16 protein-coding genes and 1 pseudogene are annotated in these 17889 nt (G+C 37.7%); 1 reads left to right on the top strand and 16 read right to left on the bottom strand.

Going from position 1 to position 17889, the window contains the following annotated elements; translation table 11 throughout:
• Window positions 1-169: 169 nt before the first annotated feature.
• The 16 genes and pseudogenes from ACYVHJ_RS16855 to sbnA form a co-directional block, all read right to left on the bottom strand.
• On the bottom strand, window positions 170-391 hold the full coding sequence (locus tag ACYVHJ_RS16855; protein WP_460517003.1) for a helix-turn-helix domain-containing transcriptional regulator: 222 nt from the start codon (window positions 389-391) through the stop codon (window positions 170-172).
• A 666-nt stretch (window positions 392-1057) separates the two neighbouring features.
• Window positions 1058-1837, bottom strand: a complete 780-nt coding sequence (locus ACYVHJ_RS16850; protein ID WP_460517000.1) for a hypothetical protein — start codon at window positions 1835-1837, stop codon at window positions 1058-1060.
• Between the two features lie 71 nt (window positions 1838-1908).
• Window positions 1909-3414, bottom strand: a complete 1506-nt coding sequence (gene tnpC, locus ACYVHJ_RS16845; RefSeq protein WP_460516997.1) for an IS66 family transposase — start codon at window positions 3412-3414, stop codon at window positions 1909-1911.
• Window positions 3415-3589: 175 nt separating this feature from the next.
• Window positions 3590-3937 (bottom strand): IS66 family insertion sequence element accessory protein TnpB, encoded by a 348-nt coding sequence (tnpB, locus tag ACYVHJ_RS16840; RefSeq protein WP_460516994.1) that lies wholly within the window; start codon window positions 3935-3937, stop codon window positions 3590-3592.
• Window positions 3937-4224 (bottom strand): IS66 family insertion sequence element accessory protein TnpA, encoded by a 288-nt coding sequence (gene tnpA / locus ACYVHJ_RS16835; RefSeq protein ID WP_460516991.1) that lies wholly within the window; start codon window positions 4222-4224, stop codon window positions 3937-3939. Before tnpA ends, tnpB begins: the two co-directional genes overlap by 1 nt.
• A gap of 34 nt (window positions 4225-4258) precedes the next feature.
• Window positions 4259-5011, bottom strand: coding sequence for a serine/threonine-protein kinase (locus ACYVHJ_RS16830; RefSeq protein ID WP_460516988.1), 753 nt, complete (start codon window positions 5009-5011; stop codon window positions 4259-4261).
• 151 nt (window positions 5012-5162) lie between these two features.
• A complete protein-coding gene (locus ACYVHJ_RS16825) occupies window positions 5163-5642 on the bottom strand; it encodes a GNAT family N-acetyltransferase (RefSeq protein ID WP_460516985.1) in 480 nt (159 codons plus the stop codon).
• Window positions 5643-5843: 201 nt separating this feature from the next.
• Window positions 5844-6311 (bottom strand): MarR family winged helix-turn-helix transcriptional regulator, encoded by a 468-nt coding sequence (locus tag ACYVHJ_RS16820; protein WP_460516981.1) that lies wholly within the window; start codon window positions 6309-6311, stop codon window positions 5844-5846.
• Between the two features lie 194 nt (window positions 6312-6505).
• Window positions 6506-7360: a hypothetical protein gene (locus ACYVHJ_RS16815; protein WP_460516978.1), complete on the bottom strand. Its 855-nt coding sequence runs from the start codon at window positions 7358-7360 to the stop codon at window positions 6506-6508.
• Window positions 7361-7475: 115 nt separating this feature from the next.
• On the bottom strand, window positions 7476-8471 hold the full coding sequence (locus ACYVHJ_RS16810; protein ID WP_460516975.1) for a YwqG family protein: 996 nt from the start codon (window positions 8469-8471) through the stop codon (window positions 7476-7478).
• A gap of 459 nt (window positions 8472-8930) precedes the next feature.
• Entirely contained in the window at window positions 8931-9239 is a 309-nt protein-coding gene (locus ACYVHJ_RS16805; protein ID WP_460516972.1) for a hypothetical protein, read from the bottom strand.
• A 49-nt stretch (window positions 9240-9288) separates the two neighbouring features.
• Window positions 9289-10149: pseudogene (locus tag ACYVHJ_RS16800) on the bottom strand (nucleotidyl transferase AbiEii/AbiGii toxin family protein).
• A gap of 119 nt (window positions 10150-10268) precedes the next feature.
• Window positions 10269-10850, bottom strand: coding sequence for a DUF6088 family protein (locus tag ACYVHJ_RS16795; protein WP_460516969.1), 582 nt, complete (start codon window positions 10848-10850; stop codon window positions 10269-10271).
• Window positions 10851-11841: 991 nt separating this feature from the next.
• Window positions 11842-13293, bottom strand: a complete 1452-nt coding sequence (locus ACYVHJ_RS16790) for a type III PLP-dependent enzyme domain-containing protein (protein ID WP_460516966.1) — start codon at window positions 13291-13293, stop codon at window positions 11842-11844.
• On the bottom strand, window positions 13283-15112 hold the full coding sequence (locus ACYVHJ_RS16785) for an FAD/NAD(P)-binding protein (protein ID WP_460516963.1): 1830 nt from the start codon (window positions 15110-15112) through the stop codon (window positions 13283-13285). Before ACYVHJ_RS16785 ends, ACYVHJ_RS16790 begins: the two co-directional genes overlap by 11 nt.
• Entirely contained in the window at window positions 15106-16110 is a 1005-nt protein-coding gene (sbnA, locus tag ACYVHJ_RS16780) for a PALP domain-containing protein (RefSeq protein ID WP_460516960.1), read from the bottom strand. The genes ACYVHJ_RS16785 and sbnA overlap by 7 nt, the downstream gene beginning before the upstream one ends.
• A gap of 1324 nt (window positions 16111-17434) precedes the next feature.
• Here sbnA and ACYVHJ_RS16775 point away from each other — a divergent pair.
• Complete coding sequence (locus tag ACYVHJ_RS16775) at window positions 17435-17788, top strand: VOC family protein (RefSeq protein WP_460516956.1); 354 nt, start codon at window positions 17435-17437, stop codon at window positions 17786-17788.
• Window positions 17789-17889 lie beyond the last annotated feature (101 nt).

Here is a 17889-nt window from a genome sequence, read left to right as displayed (position 1 = left end):
TTTTTTTGCGAGTAAATTTATTGTCCGATTTTTTTAACTAAGATGAAATAAAATAAATTAGAGGTATGTAGGTCACTTTCTTCTTCATTGCGAGGGTTAGGATTACTTATTTCGGTTTATTCATGTATTATATCCCGAAGCAATCCCATGATTAGAAGTGATTGCTTCGTCATACCTCCTCGCAATGAAGTATAGGGCTTATTTGAATTTTACCACCAACTGCTTTCAAAACTTTAATTATTGTCGAAAATTGGGGTTTTGCTCCGGCCGACAAGGCTTTGTACAAACTTGGTCTGCTCATTCCTGTTTCTTCCGCTATTTTGCTCATTCCAATCACTTTTGCAATATATCCGAGGGCTACAATCACATCGTCAAAATCACCTTCATCCAATACGGAATTTAATTATTCGGCAATCATTTCGTTGCTGTCCAAATAGCCTGCTATATCAAATTTTGTAGTTTTCATTTTCAATTTTTTAAATTATTCGTATGCATCCCACCAAGTACATACTAAGCTTTATTTTTGAAGTTCTGTGGGTAAAGGTTTCTTACGTTTTTATGGTTTGTTTGCATGATATTTTCAAGTGTATACTTGAGCCATTTAAATGGATTCNCGTAGTTTTGGCATTCCCACCGCACCTCTCGAATTGCGATTGCATTAAAAATTTCATAATAAATACATTACAATCAACACTGACTATCCTCCATTGAAAAATTATTCTTTAGTCACAGAATAATTATAGCTTCTGCATTATTCACTTTACCTTACCCATATAGTCCTTTTGGTATTTCTTTAATAACAACCTTGTAATTACTGCAATAAGGATTGACAGGAGTATGCACAGATAAAAATTAAACGCTGAATAATCGAAAGTACCAAAGGGCATTAGCCACATAAATAGCAAGGACATCCAAATAATATCAAATGGAAAACTAAATATTATTTTAATTAACTTTTTCATTTTCTTTAAAACATAAAGCAAATCCTCATAGGTACCCATTGAATTCAGACTAGGCTGTTCCATCTGACAGAATGCTTAGTTATTGTAGCACGTTTTTATTCTAATATTTTTTCTATCATTCTGTCAATTCCCTCTGCCTCTAATGTGTTCATTCTCATATTTCTAATATGCATTGCTCTCATTCTACCAAATTCATATTCTTCATAAAAATCTGGTATCGGAATCGCATAATGTAAATTTAAAGGACGTTTTTGAGATAATGCAGAATCTTCAAACCAGACAACCCACCATTCTCCATAAAGGTCTTCTTGGTTTGCCTTTCTCAAAACCAGATTGTAACCCATATTTTGCATAGGTGATGAATTGGCTGGAAGCACTATTTGTCCTATTAAAACAACATTATCTCTTTCTAGGTGTGTAGCTTGAGGTTGTTGAAATACAAATCCGTGTTGCCTTTTTTGATATTGAAGTGAAGCTTCCTTTTGAGCTTTTATTCGTTTCGGAATATCTGAACTCGGATAGAAAGAAATAGAAAAACTTTTGCCCATAAAACTAATAGTCATTTGACTTGAATTCCTGCTTATTTGAATTTGGGCTCTTTCAAGATTTTCATTAAGTTCATTAACTCTAGTGCTAAACTTTTCGAACAACGAATTTTTTGAATAATCTAAAAATTTTAATTCAGAATCTATTTTTTCTTTTTCTTTCTTTCTTGCTAATTCTTTCTTTTCGGTAGCTGATATTTTCTTATTGGCTTTTTGCAATAAAGAGTCTATTTTACTTTCTTTTTCTTTAGATTTATCCTTTAAAGAACTTAAAACATCAACAATTTCGGAAATAGAATCATATCTTTCGGTAGACCTTTTGTTTGTCATTCTAGATATCATCTCCAATAATCTTACAGGTAAATCAACCCTAATATTGTATGCATCCCACCAAGTACATACTAAGCCTTATTTTTGAAGTTCTGTGGGTAAAGGTCTCTTACGTTTTTATGGTTTGTTTGCATGATATTTTCAAGTGTATACTTGAGCCATTTAAATGGATTTACATCATATTTTTTACATATAGAAAAGAAGGAATAAATCATGGCAGCTCTTTGTGCTGATGCATGTGAACCTGCGAATAGGTAGTTTTTCCTTCCAAGCGCAACAGGCCTTATGGCATTTTCAACTAAATTATTATCTATTTCCAACCGGCCGTCGTGAAGGTAGTTGGATAATTCGGCCCAGCGGTTGGCACTGTATAAAAGTGCTTTTCCCATAGCCTCACGGGGTTTTATAATTACCAACTGCTCTTTTATCCACGCAGCCATTTCATTGATCACTGGAAGGGATCTTTCAAGCCTGAGTGCTTTGCGTGCTACAGGATCAAGACTTTTTTCTTTAGCCTCTCGCTCTACTTGATAAAGCTGACCTATATAGGTGAGCGCCTGCTGTGCCGTTTTTTCGTTGTTAGACATGGCTTCGAAAAACTCTCTTCTAGCATGTGCCCAGCAGGCAAGGTGAATGACATCCTTTCTGGCACCCGTCTTTTTATATCCGGGATATCCATCAGTCTGCAGATAGCCTTTGAAGCCACTGAGCATGTTTTCCATACTTTTCGCTGCACGCGTAGGCCTGTAGTCAAAAAGGACCGTGTCGTTTAGAGGACTGTGGTAGACCCAGTAATAACCTAAATGGCAGGACTTTTTACCCGGATTTTCCAGTACTTTGATGGTTGTCTCATCAGCCTGAAGATAGCCCATCGATTTGGTGTCTTCAAGCAGGCAGTCATATAAGGGTTCCAGCCGTTCCAGCCCCTGTCTTGCCCAACCTTCTATGGTAGAGGGAGCAATTGGGATCTTTTCCCTCTTAAACTGCTGTATCTGTCTGTAGAGTGGTAGGTGATCCATGTATTTACCAACTAGTATGTGGGCCAGCAGTCCGGCAGAGGGAATACCTTTATCGATGACCCTAGTCGGCAGAAGGGCTATTTTTACCCCATTTTCGCTGAATTTATCTTTAGGGGCATATTTATAGCGGATAAACCTTTTGATGAAAAACTTTGCGGGAACAAAATCTAGTTCCTCGGTCACTTCTTTACCGATGCAGACCATCTCAGAGAGGTCACCATCCGGATACAGTTCCACTTCTTCCACGGGAAGATGTTCAGGAAGGGGTCTGCGCCCTCTATGGGAGGTTTTCTTGGCACTTCTTAGTCTTTCTTTCTTTTTTTCAAACTCCGCTGCCTGTTCCTGCTGTTTTTCGGCAGATGCTTCAAAAGGAAGTGACATCTGATCACTGCTACCTTCGAAACGTTCTCTTCTCTGTCCGAAGGCAAGTCGCCTGAACTTCTCGACAAGGGACTTCAGATAGGTAGCCTCCTCTTCTTTCTCACGGATAATACGCTCCCTGTCACCCAGAAGGGTGATGAGTTGTTCTTTAGAGAGCCGTTCCAGAGAGGTTTCCATGATTTAAAAATAGGGTACAGAAAGCGTATTTCCATGGATTATTTATCCACACGAGCTGTGGATAAATCGAAAAAAAAATGGTTTTCTGAAAAAATGGAATAAAATCATCCCATACGGCCTGTAGGAGCAGGTAGGTAAAGAGTTTACTGACTTCCGGTCAATGAAAAAAGTGGTTTTACACCCTATTTTGGTACCTCTTTTTTTGTTTATAGCCTTGTAAAAGTATCCCTTCTGCCATCATAACCAGCTCCGGCCACCGGATTGGCCCACCTGTTTGGGTCTTTTCGGGAGGGGTAAAGGTGCCTTGCTCCAATCGTTTATAATATTGTACGTATCCGCCTTGTTCCCAATGGAGCAATTTGATTAGGTTCCTGCCACGATTCAGGAACACATACACCACACCGGATGATGGATCTTTATCCAAGTGGTTTCGAACTAGTCCGCAAAGCCCATCGAAGCTTTTTCTCATGTCCACAGGACTGCCGTAAAGGTAATAACTGTGGGTAGATCCCAAGCTAAACATCAGTACAGTCGGATAAGCAGGGAAACTAGGTCGGGATCAGCACTGTCAACCCGTAGTACTACTCCATTGGGATAGACAAGCTCGGCCTTGCAATTCTTAGTAGAGCGGGGAGTGTGATTCTCGATCTTTTGAAAACCCTCAGGCGTTACCGCCTCTCTTTTTAGCTTCCTGTACCAGTAATTGAATTTATGGAACCCTATCCCCTTGGATTCACTGAAAAGCTTCTGCGTCTGTCCGCTAGTTTCAAACTCATGGACCAACTCTACCATTTCTTCTCTTATTTTCATAACTTATGTTTTTGCTACAAAAATAAAGGACTCCCTATTTGGATAAAACATGCATTTTGTGGGTTGAATACCTAATATTTGAAATGTTAGGTAATGGCTCATACAAATGCTTGTCTCTGAATTCTTGCTCTGTTTTTCCTGTAAATGGTTGTTTTAAAGTTAGAATTTCATAGAAAATTATACCCAATGAATAAATGTCCATTGCTTTAGTGTTTGAATCGAACATCCAACACTCTGGTGCCATATAAGCCAAAGTTCCAAAACCTTTAAAACTTTTAGTTCTAGTTTTGGCATCAATAAGTTTCGCTAGTCCGAAATCACATATTTGCAGATTTCCATTATCGTCTAGAAGGACATTTTCAGGTTTCAAATCACGATGAACTACTTTAGTGTGAGCAGATTCCAATCCAATTGCTAAATCAATCATTAATTTGATTGAACTGTCTAAATCAATTAATTCTTTTTGGGATGATAAATAATCTCTTAAGCTACCATTATTATTAAAAGGCATTACACAGTAAATGTATTTAACATTTTTGCTCTCAAATTCATCAAAAAATTCTGTGGTAACGATATTTTTGTGATTGAGAGAGGTAGCTAACTTAAATTCTGAAATTAATAACTTATGTTCCTCATTGTTCTCTACGGGAACGATTTTAATTGCCTTTTTTGTTGCCTCAATGATGTCAGTTGCAGTATATATTTCGCCCATACCACCTTTCCTGTAAAAGTCGATTTCTGTATATTGTTTGTCGCCTTTAGGTCCTTTTAGAGTTTCTATTTTCATTGGCAGTTAAATATTGTACAACGGCCCTGGGTATGAGCAGGCGGGCTTTAAAAGCTAATTGCCTGTCAACCAAGACCAAATTTTGTTTAAAGGATTATCGTTTGATTTAGCACTTTCTGCCCGCTTGCTTATACCCGATGTTTTAAGCAGTTTATAGTGGTTTATACATAATATGAGTATCTACGAAGCCTAATTCAAGGTGTCTAAATCCATTTGGTGTTGTACCAATGATTTCAAACCCATACTTTTCCCAAAGTTTAATTGCGGTTTTGTTAGAACTAACAACAATGTTAAATTGAATTGCTTTGAAATCACTTTCTTTAGCAAATTCTAATGAATGTTCACATAGTTGTTTTCCTACACCTTTTCCTTGGGCATTAGGACTTACCATATAGCTGCAATTTGCTATGTGATTTCCTAAATCTATTTGGTTTGGCTTTATTATATAAGTTCCTAAAATTTCATTATTTTCTTCAAATACAAACGTGTCCATATAATCCGCAAACCAATGTTTCTGCATATCTTCTTTTGACGTCTCTGGACTAAATACATATGTATCTCCTGTTTTTATAACTTCAGAAAATATTTCCCATACAGGGTTATAATCTTCTTTTGTTGCTTTTCTTATCATTGTATTTTTTTTGAATTGTAGATATGATAACCGTGAATGAAACAGTATAAAATAGCACCTACCACAACTGGCATTGCATTTATAGCAAAACCATAAATAATATACATTAAGCTAGAAATGAAATGCCAAGTTCTTAATTTGATTATGTTTTTATTTGACAACGCAAATAATGCGATACCTAAAGCTGAAAAACCAAATAAATTAATCATTATCTAAATGGATTAAAGTTCGTTCTTTATAGTTCGATTTTAAAATTGCATTTTCAATTCTATCCAACTGTTCGAAAATTTCAGTGTTGTTATCTAAAATGTCTGCAATAGTTTTTTCACCAGCAGACCAAATTCCTTCTAATTTAGGTAGTTCTTTTTTTGCCTTAGTTGTAAGTTTCAGTAACTGAATTCTACTGTCCTTTTTATCTTTCTCGGCTTTAAGATAATTATTTGTCTTCATTTTATTGACAATCTTAATAACTCCAGGCTGAGATATTTTCAATTTTTCAGCAATTTCAGTAATTGTAAGGGTGTTTTTTTCCTTGAAAAGAAGAAATATTAAATGCCAATTAGGTTCAATTTCCAGGTTTAAGGTTTTATATAAATCCTTTGCTCCATAAAGTAAATTATCACTTATTCTTTTGAGTCTGGCAGTAAAAGTTAAATGGTTGTATTTCATAATTACATAACTGGTTATGCAAATATATGAATTTTAAATCAAATAGATAACTGGTTATGTTATTTTTTTTGAATTGCTTACAACGGTTTGCAGCTAAGAAACGTGGGGCATTTCGAAGCAATTTACTTTCCACCAAAGATTAGATTAGTTAGAGGAGCAAACCTCTCTAAATCCAATGGCGGCCCCATGTTTTCTTAGGTGCTGTTATAGCCATGTTTTTTTCTTAGTGAGCTCAATTTCAGTTTCATTTTAATATCTCCATGTTTGGCAACAAGTTCAGCTTGATCTTCAATTTGACTAGGAATATATTTCCAATGGACATATCTCCTATAATCCCTTTCATTATTATATGATTTCTTTATTTCTATTGAACCCATAATTTTCAAATTTACCTCATTAGCTTTATAATGAGGAGCCATATACCAACTAATTAGTGGATAATCTTTATAGGTATTTGGTTCATCTTGTACTTTTGAAATTAAGACGTTTGCCTTTTTGAAAAAATCGACTGTCGGAGTTTTATCCGAAATGTAATCGCAAAGTGCAATTAGGTTAAGTCCATATTCGGTTTGTTTTTCGGATTCTAAAACAAAAACTGCTCCGAATAATCCGTTAGAAAGTTGGACGCTAAGGCAATCACCTTTTTTGAAAATAGAATCTCTAAGTTTTTTCTTTTTTCTTCTTTTCGGATCTTTCTTTTCAGTAATGAGCTTTTCCAGGAATTTTGCAAGGACTTTCTTCCGCTTTGTAAGCTCGGATTTCTCAGCACCAAGTTCCTCCCAAAGTTTAATGTCATTTCCTGATTCAATTATCTGAGTGACTCGCTCAAGGATTTTTGGTTCGAGTGATTTGCATTCCCATTGGCAAAGAGCTAAAGCAAACCAAAAATTGTTAGCTTCTTCATAATCGTTGACAATCCCTTGATTGGAATCAATAAGTTTTTGGACAATTTCGTTTGGCTCGTGTCCTTCATTGTATAGTTCGAAGAATTCAACTTTTATGTCTTCGAATATATCATTTGAAGATATTCCTGTTCCCCAGCTTCCCATTTGTGGATGATTTTTGTCGTGTTGTAAATTGGCTATAACGGTTAGTACATGCGGCGTGGCGGCGTTTAGCCGACATGATCGTCATGTACATTGTTAGCGATATACCTTTCTTTATTCAGTGGCATTGTAGTATTAACCAAGTTTTATCAAATTTTCTGTTTTTCAAATCTTCTTCTTTGATCCAGAAGTATAATTTACCTACATCTCCCCACATCATTTGTGCTTCATTTTCACTATCCAATTGAAATAGTAGTTGCCATTGATATTGACTTTCTTTTATTTGATCCTTTTCACTTGGTGGGACACTATTCCAATCATATCCTCTATCAACCATTTCACATTCATATTCCATTGTTCCTTGAACATTTATTGAGTGTCCACCAAGTTTCGTAATGTATTCGCCAGAAGATGAGATATCTATATAGGGATCATTGTCTATATCTTTAAATTGCTCACTAACAAATTCATGTTCCCAATTTGGCAGACTATAAGAATTAATGTATTCTACCTTACACGGCAGATACATGCCGTTTTTCAGCGTTGTAAGAGTTGTTGGTATTTCTCTTCTTTCTAATTCCTTTGTGGTCATTGAATGAATAACTCTAAAGTCATTGGCATTTTCTTTTGAGTAACCCCAAAACTCTTGATCTTCGCTATAGAAAAAGTAAATTATTCCTTGATCAGGAAGAGTTAATTCTACATTATTAACTTCCCTTAGATTAATTTGGGCTAAAAATGCTAAGTGTTTGCCATTGTTTTGTTTTGGCCATTCAATTTCTTTTGGTAAATCTGGTCTTCCTCCAATTTTAGTCTGGCCAATTTCAATTTCATTTTCGGTAACGTTTTGGATACTTAAACGTGTTTCTGGTTTGAGATGCTTTTCAAAATAGCTCCATTTCTCCGTAAGGCCTTCTTCGTCAAAGGCATTTTTGAATTCCTCTTTTGTTATAGGATTATAGTCTTTCCATACATATTGCTTTGTGGTATCAGGAAATCTTCTTTCATGTTCTTCGATTTTGTTTGCTAAGTTTTTGTTTTGAGCAACACCTGATTTAACTGCTAAATAAACAGTAAATGCCAAGAAGAGTAATATGAGAATAAGACTGTTCATTTTCATTTTATTTGGTTATCGCTAACATTTGTATATAAACAAGTTTTATGGAGGAGTTACGTATATATCTACTATCCACCCACCCCATTTAGCTTATAAAACATCAAATTAACTATTTAGGACAAAAATTCAAGCAGCATAAAGTCACTTTTACTTAAACGGAAGAAAAATATTTTGAATTGCAGAAATATACACCTCAATACACCTTATCTATTGAGGTTTTAAAAGACTATACCTAAGCATATTGTAATTAAATCAAAAAATAATATGGTTGGACAGGTGAAAAAATTTAACTTTCTAAAAAAAATCACCCAATCCAATCATCCTCACTAAAATCAGCTACCGCCAACTTACCCTCACTTCTAAAACTTAAGTTTTGGGACAGGTCGAAAAGGTGGGCTTCGGTTTCGAAAAAGTGCATCATATAACCGGCTGTATTGACAAAAGCCACAAAATCACCTATAGCAGGGAGTTGGGCCAGGGAAATTTTTCGCTTGAGCAGCACATCTCTTTCCAAACAATAGGCCCCGTGAAAAATACATCTACAGGTGCATTTGAATCCGCATTATCGGCATACATCACATAGGGATCCAGTAAAAAATCCTCACTGAAACTTATCATCTGACTCATGTTCATCTCCAATCCTACCAGCCATTTTCCTTTAGCATGCTGTTTTCTATGCGCTACTTTGGCAATGGTCATTCCTGTCTGAGTAAGCAGGGAACGGCCGGGTTCTATTCTGATCTCCAGGCCTAAGTCTTTTAGCAACTCCTGATTCCAAGTCTAGCACCTCGTTTAAATATTATCATATTTGATGCTATTTCAATCCATTGTCGATTTTATTAAGCAGTGTCTCAAAATCAAGTGGATCGTAATGAATCATGTTTCTTTGCATTTCACTGTAATCGGATTTATAGTTATCCCAATGCTCATGTGGTGGAATAATCCGTAGACTTTGCAAAGTAAGTGTTTCGTAATTTGTTGCTTTCATAGGTGTTAAAACACTCCTATGGGCAACAATACTGTCAAAAAGTTTAGTGTTTTTCAATGCCTCTTTACCAAATTCTGAATCCAGTATTTGTCCAATATCATAGAAATGTCTAGACATTCTCAAATGCCTGACTTTTTCCGTTGGTTTTTCAAATTCTTCGTGCAATAAAATAAGCTTCTCTAAAAATGTCTTTTGAGGATTGGTCGCATGAACCGTAAATTCACTTTCAGCAAAATCTGTTTTAGGATAATGTTCATCAATAAACGACTTGATATTGACCTCTTGATTAGGTTCAATTAAAGACCTAGCGCTAACCTCAATCAAAATCCTTTTTGGGAGTTAGGCAATCTCTCCAAATAGCGATTGGTAATTAATAATTATGGTCTCAGGGTCTTGGTCAGACACCTGTGTGTTTTCAACTACAACTTCATATAAACGCTCTTCAACACCGTGCCGGAATAATTGTTTTATGAGCAATTCAGTCAAATCCTGAGAAACGAAAGAATGGCGAACCCTTCTCAATTTTCGAATTTGTCCTTTCGATAATTCTCCCTCAAAACCTAAATATTTTCGGTCCAACCCTAAGTCAATATCTTCTGAAAATCGGTGAATTAAATTGAAAGCTTTACTCAAAGAAGTCCCTCCCTTAAATATCAAATGATTAGTCAAATTAGAGGTAAATAACATTCGTAACATTAGCGTGACCCAAGCATCTTTTTCAACTGCTTGTGGAGGTAGATTTGTTTTTACTCCAATCTGTGTAAACAATTCCGTTTGCACCTCTTTTGGTAATGAAAGCCAGTTCTTCATTTATCTAAAATTTTTTTCTGAACCCACACAGGTGCATCTTTTAGATTTTGATAAACAAGTTCTCGGTCCCCACTTTGGTCGATTATTTTCTGTAAATGATTAAGTTGGTCTTGTGTAACATTCTTTTCACCGATTGATTTCAATGCTTGAATTATCAGGTTGGTTAATTGGTGCTTAATGCTAAGGTTTTTTGGATTTGTCTTTTTGAATTCAATGGTGTGCTTACCCACTTTTATCTTTCTAGCTGTGCCATCAGTTAAGAAAACTACCTTCAAAGGTATTTGTGATGATAAACCTAATAGGTTTAAGGCTGTAGAACCTGTGGCAATAATTCTTGCTTTATCACGCTTGGCAATTGCTTTTGCAATTTGTTCGGCATGTGGGTATATGACGCCCAATTGCTCGTTTTTTTTAGGTAAAAAGTAAATCCCTTTCGCAATTCGTTCAATGTATCCATCTTTTGTTAAGCGTTGCAAAGATTTACGTGTAGCCTCATAATTACCTAAGTTGGTAAAGTCGGAAATAAAAAATACTTCTCCTTTATTAACCTTATTCTCTATTGTTTCTAAATCTACCATGGTCCCAAAAATAGCAAATAAATGGGACAATTTAAAAACATTACCCACCTAAATGTCCCGATTTATATCAATAAATGGGACATTTTACTGGAAATGGATCAATACTTTTGACTTTGAATACGGATAAAATTTCAATCTTTCAATGTCCCAAAACAGACCTTTCAAACCAATGTTTAACCATGGATTAACAATCCATGTGATTTATCCATTAATAAGCAAACACATTGAAAAAACTTACCCAATCAAATCATCCTCACTAAAATCAGCTACCGCCAACTTATCTTTAGTGGTAAAACTTAAATTTTGAGACAGTTCGAAAAGGTGGGCTTCGGTTTCGAAAAAGTGCATCATATAACCGGCTGTATTGACAAAAGCCACAAAATCACCTATGCCCCTTTCTGGTCTAAGTTTAGCGGAGCGTAACTTGGACCCATCATGATGAAAGTTTTCAACTTTCTATTATACAAGAGCTTCTCAGTTATATTCGGCACCTCTATGACTTCGAAAAGCTCAGTCAACAGTTCTAAAAAAGCCAATTTTCACCAACTAAAACAAAAGTCACCACTATTTTAATACAAATTGACATTCTTGGAATAGTTTATTAATAATTTTCCGCCTTGTAGCTATTAGGCGTAAAGAAATTTAAGCAGGGTATGGCAAGGGCACAGGCACTGTCTGCCGAAGTTTTTGGTTGAGGTATCATCCAAAAATCAACAAAATAGAAAAAACCTAAAATACCAGAGTTTGCCTGTGTGCGGGTGGCCTTAAATTTTAGCCGAAAAGATACTCAGCGGTGGGGTCTTCTCCTGACTTGCTGCGCGTCAGGACAAGCCCTGAATAAAACAGGGTAAACATTAATAAAAAAAACGAACCAAAGAAAAATCTAGCCAAAAGAAAACTCCTAAAACAAGGCCCAACGCTGCCTCGTAGTTTTAGCATTCCTACCATACCCCTCGAATTGCGATTACATTAAAAATTTCTATAAAAAAACTTAAATCAAATCATCTTCCACAAAATCAGCTACCGCCAACTTATCTTTAGTACTAAAACTTAAATTCTGGGACAGCTCAAAAAGATGGGCTTCGGTTTCGAAAAAGTGCATCATATAGCCGGCGGTATTGACAAAAGCCACATAATCACCTATGGCAGGTAATTGGGGCAGGGAGATTTTTCGCTTGAGCAGCACATCTCTTTCCAAACAATAGGCACCAGTGAAAAACACATCTACAGGCGCGTTTGACTCTGATTTACCCGCATACATCACATAGGGATCCAGTAAAAAATCTTCACTGGAACTCATCATCTGACTCATATTCATTTCCAAACCTACCAGCCATTTTCCTTTAGCATCCTGTTTCCTATGGGCTACCTTGGCAAGGGTCATCCCCGTTTGGTTAAGCAGGGAACGGCCCGGTTCTATGCGGATTTCCACCTGCATGGCCTTTAACCTTTGGGTATTGCTTTCTTGAGTTTCCGCATCTTTATAGTCCAGCACCTCTTTTAAGAATGTAGTGCCATTGATGCTGTTATAATAGGGGTAGGTTTTGAGTTTTCCTGTTAACTTATTGTTGATCATTTCATAGCCCAAGCCATGCCCATTGAAAGTTAGCGGATTCTTATTGTTCTTCACCCCTTCCTGCAAGGCCTGATCAAAGGCTTTCCATTGCTCCTCACTTTCCAGGTAGTTCATCAATATCCCTCCCCCCATATCTATAAAAGCAATGGGGAAGCCCGACGGTTTGAGTCGCTTGGCCAAGGTTAAACAATCAGACAAAGCTTTGCCACGCTGAAGGGTAGAATAGCCGTCCAGGTGAAAGTGAAAACCCTGAATAGAGAGGTTTTTAAAACGCCCTTTTTCCCCGAAATTTTCCAGAATAAAGGCCTCCACAGCAGCTATATCAAAGCCAAAACGACTGTAAAGCTTATTCCCTTCCACCGTAAAACCGCTTATGCGAATACCCATAATGGCCTTTTTATTCAGTTCCTCTGCTATGCTTTGGGCTTGCTTACATTCATCCTCATTGTCCAAGACGATCGGCACTTGGGCTTGTATGGCCAAGGCATACTGTTCCTTGGTTTTAATGGCAGAAGTAAGTACCAGGTTTTTCCCGGTTCCACCCATCGCGAGGGATTGTTCCAGTTCCTTTAAGCTGGCTGTGTCCACACCTATGCCTACCTCCAAAGCCTGTTTTACTAGAGATTTGGATTTATTGGCCTTGCGTGCATAGTAGATTTGATGCTTTAATTCATAGCTTTCAAAAAGCTTTTTAAAGGAAGCAATATTATCGGAAAAGGAGGGCAGATGGTGCAGGTTGATGGGAGAACCATGCTTTTCAATCAGTTCCTTGATGATTTTCTGGTCTTCAAATATGCAGTGCATCCATGGGGAAGTAATGGGCGTCAGGCCTGCATTCGGATTACCTTTGGTATAGTTAGGATTCATTTTCAATACAATTTTTTTCTATTTCTTTAAGCGCAATAAATTGGGCAACATCTTTTGCCCATTGGGAAGCCAAATTATTTCGTTTTCTGGACAAGGTATCATTGTCCAAGCACAGCCCCTCAGTAGGCGTGCCATAAAGGGCAATCCCTTCATTCACTTTTCCACCTGCTTCAATCAATCGCCCTTGGCTATCCATATCCATGCAACCGGGTGTATAAGTGCCCCCACTAGAATTCTGGAAATTTTTACCGATACCCTTTTGCAAGATGGAACGGTAAAGGGGACTTGGCGTGTTATTGCCATTATTTCTGGGAATCCGAGCATTGATCAGGAAGTCGATGACTTGCTCTTTCTGACCACCTACCTTCAATACACCATAGTTCTCACCAGATCCATCAATTTTAAAAATGGCCCCTTTCACAAAACCGAAATCCACTATACCTGCATTGGCAAGTGCCAGCATTTTTTTTAGGTTCTTTACCGGAGGACCATAAGCGATACGGTTAAAAAGACCAAAATAATTGTTGTCAAACAATTGATGGGAAGCAGCATCCAGCCCGCCAAAACTGTAGACTTCATTGAATACTGCACTTATCCTTCGCCAAGTAGCAAAAGCTGCATTTAAAGGGCTTTCCTCGGGCCCTTTTTCGGCTTCCACAAGTAACTTTTCAATATAGTCTGCAACTTTTCCATGGGTCAATTGGGCTTGGTCGGTAAAGGGATCCAATAATTTTCCCCAATTAAACCTTTTGGCTTCAGGATAGTAGTGGTGAAAAACTTCAATCTGCTCCTGAATACCTTCAAATTTTGGAAGCACCAGCAACCTCCATCGGTAATTCTTAAAAAGCACCCGGTAATAACTTATCGTACATTCTTTGATAATCAAGGGAAGGATGGCCTTATCGAAGGAAACAGGCTTGGAGTCCTTTAGAGCTGCCATTCGCTCTGCCGTAAAAAAAACAAGTGGCTGCTTAATTTCTGTATGGCCTGTACGCGGCATCATGGGAAGACCTGTTCTGGAATAGATATAAATTTTACCGGGCTCCTTTCCTGATTGCTTATAGGTCATTTTACCCGATTTATTCAACGAAAACTCCCCACCTCTTCCTTCGGTAAGGGCTAATAGGGCATCAATACATGTGAGACCAAATCCTTTTATCGCCACCTTTGCACCGGATTCAATATGCCCTAAAGCCATTTGAGTAGGGTAAACAAAATCTATATAGTGATTGGAAAGGTTTTCTTCCAGGAAGCCGGCCCCACATCCTAAATGTCCGGTAGTCAAAATAATTTTATCAAATTCCGGATAGGCATTCGGTTTATTCCCTTCGGAAAAAAGTCGGTATTTTTTTCCTGTCCTTTCAATATCCGTAACCGTTCGTACATGTTTTACCAGCTCAATATTATCAGGCAAATGACTACATAGACGAGTAAAACTTTCCATCAAATAAGTACCTACCCTCGCTCGGGGCGCAAAGGCTTCAGCTTTTGCCTCACTTGAATAGGCAGGTTTGCCCCGCAGCCAGCTTACAAAGTCCTGTGTATTTTCAAGAATGGCCACCGGTACCTCATCTGTCCAGCAATTGATATTGCTATTTGCATAATTCATCAGCAGATATGATGGCTGATCAGGACGGTAAACATTACCCGCTGCAAAGAATTCATTTTGATTGAACAGATGTATTGCGATCGGTTTTTTGACTTTGCGAGCTTTCAACTGCGCCACCAAGCGTTCAAAAGCATAGAACCCCTTGGGTCCGAAGCCCACGATGGCTATATTAGAAGCTGCTTGCTCCTCCGCTTGCACTGCCTTTACCATCCAATGGAAGAATTTAATTTCATTTTCCTTTTCGGGAAATGCTCCGCTATCCAATCCTTATTATAAATGGTATCGAGGTAACGCTCTCCCCTGTCTGCCAAAAGAAACACACAATTACTGTCTTTGGGGATGTATTTGATGTATCTGTTGATGGCAGCAATTACTCCTCCTGTAGATCCTCCACAGAGCACCCCTTCTTTTTTAAGCAAAGACCAGCAGCCTTCTACACAATCCAGGTCACTTACCTTTATATGTCCTTCAAATTTTTTCTTATCAATAAACTGTGACTGCACTCCTGCACCATGTCCGGGTATCAATCTTGGTGCTGCTTTACCTCCAAACAAGACACTTCCAATGGCATCCACCGCTATTATTTTGGTAGAAGGATTATTCTCTGCAATATAATTGGCATAGCCCATCAAAGTCCCACAGGTACTGGTGGAAACAAAAAGATAATCCACAGCTCCACCCAAGTCTCTCAATATTTCCTCAATGGTTTTATGGTGTGCCAAGGGATTGTTGGGATTTCCATATTGGTTGGTCCAGAAACTATTGGGTATGTCTTGCAAAAGCTCTTGCACCCTATCCAGGCGGGCGGCAAGGAAACTTCCCTTTTTTGTAGGTTCTTTGACGTATTCCAAACGGGCGCCATAGGCCTTCAGTAGTTTCTCGGTATGGGCATTCAAATTTGGGTCTACCACCACGATTAATTTTAAGCCATAATGGATACAGGCTTGGGCAAGGCCTAAAGCCATATTGCCGGAACTGGATTCAATAATGGTATCTCCTTTTTTTATTTCTCCTTCTTCAAGTGCTCTTTTGAGCATAAAAATAGAGGTTCTGTCCTTCAGGCTCCCTGAAGGATTGGCCGCTTCTAATTTCCCATAGAAGGATGCCCCGCTGCTCGGAAAAAGTTTGTCCAAACGCACCAGGGGAGTCTCTCCTATCGTTGCCACAATATCATTGGCAATTTTTATCTCATTGGCTGTCGTAATCATACCCGTTCTGTTTTAATCGATGGAATCCAAACTAATTGATAATTTATATTTATATAATGCATAAATTTTATGCCAGTTTATCTGAAGGGCTTAGTCAAGCCATTCCAAAAATCCCAAAGCTGTCAATTAATTTTTCATGCCACCCTAACTAAAATCCGGTTAAACATGTTTAAAAGTCCCTGACCATGCCCTGCAGAAGCATCCATTGAGCAAAAAGTAATTAGTCCTTGATTTTCAGCCCTATTCAACTATTTTATTCATTTTCTGTGAAAAAATTATTAACCCAATTATCCAAAATAGTGCTGAGTGGTTTATTCTATAGGCGCTAATCAATTTGGACCAAAGCGTTTTTTATTCAGCGTCTTTTCATACAAATAGCGTTCACAAAAAATCTTATTGAGACCATTTTTTTGACCCGAAACCTAGGAAACCACTGCCGAGAAAATACCGCTTGGATCAAGTAGGGTTTAATTTATCCACATTTATTTCTGCTAGGATTATTTTTTTTCAAACCTCCCGAGTTATTAAGATTACACCGGAATCCTATACGTTCCAACAACTCCAATAGGGGTGACATTTTTGTAGAAAGGGGTGTCAACCGTGGTAAAATTCATATGAAGCACATCCCGATTTTGGCGGCATTGTTGCCCTTTTTTTCCGCAACAATGCTGACAAAATCATCTTTCAACCCAATCTTGCATTTCCTGCATTTTATAGAATCCTTTACGTTCCCAAAACCCCAATAGGGGTGACATTTTTGTAGCCAAGGGTGACAACCCTTGGAAATCAGGTAAAGTATACGCCCTGATTTTGGCGGCATTGTTGCTCTTTTTTCCGCAACAATTCTGACAAAATCATCTTTCAACACATCCAAGGGTGTCCATCCAAGTTTCGTTAATTATGACGTTATAGGCTATCCGTAAATCCTTCATTGGATAAAATAATTATAGCCGGTAAGTCGTCATTTTTAAACGCATAAAGAAGTCTATAGGGCTTCAACAATAATAACCGTGTGGTGTCAACCCACGGTAAAAGGAATATATCGTCAATTGATTTTGGCGGTATTGTTGCCATTTTTTTTTGCTACAATGCTGACAAAATCTCAACGTCCATACCTTGCCAAAATCGCAAATTAACTCCTTAGACAAAACCAAGCCCCAAAGGGGCGCAATATCTCAGCCAAGGGTGTCAGCCCTTGGTATAAATGAGCCACACATCCCGGTTTTGGCGGTATTGTTGCCCTTTTTTCCGCAACAATGCTGACAAAATCACTTGGATTAGATATTTTTATCTTTGACAACAAACCATTTAAAACGAAAATACCATGCGAAGAATCGTACCCAATATTTATTCAAACAACATGGCAGAAAGCAAACGCTTTTACCTCGATTTTCTGGACATGGAATTGGCCATGGACATGGGTTGGGTGTTGACCTTTGTCTCCAAGGATAACCCTACAGCACAAATTTCAATTCTTCAAAACAAGGACAATGCCCCTCTTGACAATTCCGCTATATTCTTATCCATAGAAGTTTCAGACATTAATCAATGGTACACAAAAGCCCAACAACAAAATATAAAAATTAGCTATCCAATTACTGAAGAAGACTGGGGCGTAAGGCGATTTTTTGTGAAAGACCCAAACGGAGTTACTCTAAATTTACTCTCCCATTTATAGTTTTAAACCCGAAACAGGCAAAGGACAATCTATTACCTGACCTGGAATAAATCCTTATTAACTGGTAATGGGAACAAACCATAGGTAGAGACAAGTACTCT

Source organism: Cyclobacterium sediminis (assembly GCF_054781075.1).
This window is presented reverse-complemented; position numbering and strand designations above follow the sequence as displayed.

Excerpts from the sequence above, each read along its gene's own strand:
- ACYVHJ_RS16850 (WP_460517000.1), bottom strand. The coding sequence starts at position 1,837 with ATGACAAACAAAAGGTCTACCGAAAGATATGATTCTATTTCCGAAATT.
- tnpC (WP_460516997.1), bottom strand. The coding sequence starts at position 3,414 with ATGGAAACCTCTCTGGAACGGCTCTCTAAAGAACAACTCATCACCCTT.
- tnpB (WP_460516994.1), bottom strand. The coding sequence starts at position 3,937 with ATGTTTAGCTTGGGATCTACCCACAGTTATTACCTTTACGGCAGTCCT.
- tnpA (WP_460516991.1), bottom strand. The coding sequence starts at position 4,224 with ATGAAAATAAGAGAAGAAATGGTAGAGTTGGTCCATGAGTTTGAAACT.
- ACYVHJ_RS16830 (WP_460516988.1), bottom strand. The coding sequence starts at position 5,011 with ATGAAAATAGAAACTCTAAAAGGACCTAAAGGCGACAAACAATATACA.
- ACYVHJ_RS16825 (WP_460516985.1), bottom strand. The coding sequence starts at position 5,642 with ATGATAAGAAAAGCAACAAAAGAAGATTATAACCCTGTATGGGAAATA.
- ACYVHJ_RS16820 (WP_460516981.1), bottom strand. The coding sequence starts at position 6,311 with ATGAAATACAACCATTTAACTTTTACTGCCAGACTCAAAAGAATAAGT.
- ACYVHJ_RS16815 (WP_460516978.1), bottom strand. The coding sequence starts at position 7,360 with ATGGGAAGCTGGGGAACAGGAATATCTTCAAATGATATATTCGAAGAC.
- ACYVHJ_RS16810 (WP_460516975.1), bottom strand. The coding sequence starts at position 8,471 with ATGAACAGTCTTATTCTCATATTACTCTTCTTGGCATTTACTGTTTAT.
- ACYVHJ_RS16795 (WP_460516969.1), bottom strand. The coding sequence starts at position 10,850 with ATGGTAGATTTAGAAACAATAGAGAATAAGGTTAATAAAGGAGAAGTA.
- ACYVHJ_RS16790 (WP_460516966.1), bottom strand. The coding sequence starts at position 13,293 with ATGAATCCTAACTATACCAAAGGTAATCCGAATGCAGGCCTGACGCCC.
- ACYVHJ_RS16785 (WP_460516963.1), bottom strand. The coding sequence starts at position 15,112 with ATGGTAAAGGCAGTGCAAGCGGAGGAGCAAGCAGCTTCTAATATAGCC.
- sbnA (WP_460516960.1), bottom strand. The coding sequence starts at position 16,110 with ATGATTACGACAGCCAATGAGATAAAAATTGCCAATGATATTGTGGCA.
- ACYVHJ_RS16775 (WP_460516956.1), top strand. The coding sequence starts at position 17,435 with ATGCGAAGAATCGTACCCAATATTTATTCAAACAACATGGCAGAAAGC.